Consider the following 3,028-nt stretch of genomic DNA (forward strand, 5'->3'; position numbering starts at 1 on the left):
CACGCACGCGGCGGTGAGCCGCTACTTCGGCTCCCGCGAACAGCTCTTCGTCGAAGTGCTGCGCGAGGCCGACCGGCGCGCCGAGACCGACCTGGCGGTGGTCGGCGAGCCGGCCGGCCGGGAGGCCGCACGGCGGCGCCGGCGCGGCGGCAGGGTGTCGCTGGGGGTGGTGGAGGTGTCGCTTCGTTCCGCGGCGTCCGTGCCGGCGGACGCGTCGATCTCGTGCATGCGGGGGTTCTCCCGTCACGCTCCCGGGCGCCGCGTCGGTGACTGCGGGCGCCGCACAGGAGCTTGATCTGTGGTAGCTCGCCGGTTCCGGGCCTCTGGGGCACGGCTACGGCGAAAGTCTGTTGGTCGGTGTCACGACGTCGGCTCGGGCCGGACCCCGGATGGCTTCCTGGTCCCGGGCCGTCCTACGGCGCGTGGACGCAGTCCCTGACCGGCAACTCCAGCGGCGCCGCCGCGTCCTACCGTCCTGCGGCCATGGAGATGGCCGGGGCGGCGTCGCGGTCAGGCGCGAGCGGGTCGGTCACCGTGCCGGTCTCCTCATCGAGGGGCCCCTGCGCCAGCCTGGTCACCCCTGGGGGGACCGGCGGCGCCAGGTCGGCCGTCGTGCGGAGACCGGACAGGACGTCGTCGGGTCGTACGGCAGGTGTGAGGTGCCGGACCACCAGGCGCAGTATCGCACAGGGGCCGCCGTCGGGGGCGACCGCCCCGCCGCCCTCGGCGGTCAGGGAGACCACGGCGGCGCGGGTGTCGAAGGTGCGTGCACCCTTCTTGGTCTGGCGCGTGACCTCGACCGATGCGGCTGCCAGGAACCTCGCGGCCGCCCGTTCGGCGTCCTCGGGGGCGACGCCGGTCAGTCTCAGTTCCCAGGAGGAGGCGGTGAGCCGTTCCGCGAAGCTCGCGGTGCGGGCCTCGACGGCGTCGACGATGTCGAGGCCGTCGGGCATCGAGGAGTCGAGCCGTTCCCGCAGGGTGGCGGGGTCGCGGTGGTCCGCGAGGCCGATCTCCAGGTACTCGGCCTCGCTGGCGGTGCCGGTCGGCGCCGCATTGGCGTAGCTGACCTTGGGGTGCGGGGTGAACCCCGCGGAGTAGGCCATCGGCACCTCGGAGCGCTTGAGCGCCCGCTCGAAGGCCCGCTGGAAGTCGCGGTGGCTGGTGAACCTCAGCCGGCCCCGTTTGGCGTAGCGCAGGCGGACCCGCTGCACGGTGGGGGCGGGAGGCGGTCCGGTCGGCTGTCGCTTACCCAGTGTCGTTCATTCCTTCGGCCGAGACAGGCACTAGCTGTCCGATTCTATGCGCCAGGAGCGGGCGAGCGCACCGTCCGCGCCCCCTGCTCGCACCGGACCCCGCCGCGGGCGCCCCTTCAGGGCGGGCGGGGGCCGACGCCGTATCGGCGCCCGCGGGGCGCCGCGGGGGGGCGGTCGCCGGGACTGGACACGCCGCCACGGGATCACTACTCTGAAATCGAACTAGTCAGTCCAAGCGAGTAGTGAGGGTTGGTGACTACGGATGCCGCCGACGGATCCCGCGGCGAGCTGGCTGCGCGGCGTACTGCCGCTGGCGCTCGCCGCCGTACTCGCCCGCGGTGACCAGCACGGCTACGCACTGGTCCAGGAACTCGCGGCGGGTGGCTTCGGAACCGTCCGGGGCGGGGCCCTCTACCCGGTGCTGGGTCGGATGGAGAACGACGGCCTGGTGGAGGCCCGCTGGGAGCCCGGTGAGGGCGGACCGGGACGCAAGGTCTTCCGCCTGACCGACGCGGGCCGCGAGCGGCTGCGGGAGGAGGCCGAGAACTGGCAGCGGTTCTCGGCGGCGATGGGACAGCTGCTGGATCTCACCCAGACCCCCGCGGGGAGCACCACGGGGGACGAGGAGAAGGAATCGTCATGACGGACACGGACAGCCGCTGGGAAGCGCAGTTGCGACTCGCGCTCGCAGGCCGCGGGGTGGGGTACAAGGTCGCCGACGAGGTGATGGAGGAGGTCGGCCAGCACTGCGCCGCGTCCGGGGAGAGCCCCGAGGAGGCGTTCGGGACGCCCGACGCGTACGCCGTCGCCGTCGTGCGCGACCGCATACCCGACGAGGTGCGCGCCGAGCGGCGCTGGGACGACATGTCGTTCCAGGACCACGTGGACGGCGCGCTGATCCTCACCGGCTGGTACGCCATGATCGCCGGCCTGGTCCTCTGGCTCAGCGCCGGCTTCATGATGCCGCTGACCTGGGGCGGGCTGCTGGGCGCGGTGCTCGCGCTGCTGGCCGGCTTCACCGCCTCGCTCGGGTACAGCTTCTCCGGCACCCGGCTGTCCTCCGGCCTGGCCTGGATCGGTGGCGGGCTGGGACTGGCCGTTGCCGCCGCCCTCGCGTTCACCCTGCTGCCCGCCACGGAGCTGGGTCGGGTCCCGGCACTGCTGCTCAGCGCGGTCGGCGTCGCATCCCTCACCTGGGGATTCCTCCGCGAGCACGATGACAAGCCCCTCGGCGCCCCCGGCGGCCGGAGTGGCACCGAGGCCGAGGACCGCCCGCCGCTGGGACGCGAGGAATGGCTCGCGGAGCTGCCGCGCCTGCTCATGGAGCTGCACGGCCTGCCGTCCGCCCGGGCGAAGGAGATCACCGAGGACGCCGCCCGGCACGTGCGGGAGTCCGGCGCCGAGCCCGAGGAGGAGTTCGGCCCGGTGCGCCACTACGCGCTGCGAGCGGCCGACGGCGAGCCCGCACCGCGGGAGCGCTGGTGGCTGCGGAGCGGCGTGGGCTCCGCAGCGCTGATGCTCGCGATCTCGGTCGGCGCCCTCGCGCTGCGCCTCACCGTGCTCACCAACTCGACCTGGGTGCTGGTCGGCTCCTCGCTGGCTCTCGTGCTGGCGCTGGTCCTCCTGCTGGTGGAGCTGGCGGAGCACCGCGCGGAGCAGCGGCCGAACGCGTAGCGTCGCGGCCGGTCCGGCGAACCGCCGGGGAACGCCCCGCACCCCGTGTCCACCGGGGGTGCGGGGCGTTCGCCGTGGCCCGCTGCGGCGCCCGGGCGCCG

Annotated in this window: 3 protein-coding genes and 1 pseudogene; 3 read left to right on the plus strand and 1 reads right to left on the minus strand. The window is 74.2% G+C overall.

Going from position 1 to position 3,028, the window contains the following annotated elements; genetic code table 11:
- Positions 1-295, plus strand: a pseudogene (locus tag HCN52_RS23345) (hypothetical protein); the annotation flags it as partial.
- A 172-nt stretch (positions 296-467) separates the two neighbouring features.
- Here the strand turns inward: HCN52_RS23345 and HCN52_RS23350 are convergent.
- On the minus strand, positions 468-1,211 hold the full coding sequence (locus tag HCN52_RS23350) for a TIGR03936 family radical SAM-associated protein (protein ID WP_168090414.1): 744 nt from the start codon (positions 1,209-1,211) through the stop codon (positions 468-470).
- A 304-nt stretch (positions 1,212-1,515) separates the two neighbouring features.
- Here HCN52_RS23350 and HCN52_RS23355 point away from each other — a divergent pair, with 304 nt between their 5' ends.
- Entirely contained in the window at positions 1,516-1,896 is a 381-nt protein-coding gene (locus tag HCN52_RS23355; protein WP_168090415.1) for a PadR family transcriptional regulator, read from the plus strand.
- Positions 1,893-2,927 carry a hypothetical protein gene (locus HCN52_RS23360; RefSeq protein WP_168090416.1) on the plus strand — a complete coding sequence of 345 codons (1,035 nt, stop codon included), beginning with the start codon at positions 1,893-1,895 and terminating at the stop codon, positions 2,925-2,927. Before HCN52_RS23355 ends, HCN52_RS23360 begins: the two co-directional genes overlap by 4 nt.
- The last annotated feature ends 101 nt before the right edge of the window (positions 2,928-3,028 follow it).

Source organism: Streptomyces bohaiensis, from assembly GCF_012033785.1.
In the GTDB taxonomy this organism is placed as follows: domain Bacteria; phylum Actinomycetota; class Actinomycetes; order Streptomycetales; family Streptomycetaceae; genus Streptomyces; species Streptomyces bohaiensis.

Bases quoted from the DNA above. Each gene is read 5' to 3' on its own strand.
- HCN52_RS23355 (WP_168090415.1), top strand. From the start codon at position 1,516: ATGCCGCCGACGGATCCCGCGGCGAGCTGGCTGCGCGGCGTACTGCCG.
- HCN52_RS23360 (WP_168090416.1), top strand. From the start codon at position 1,893: ATGACGGACACGGACAGCCGCTGGGAAGCGCAGTTGCGACTCGCGCTC.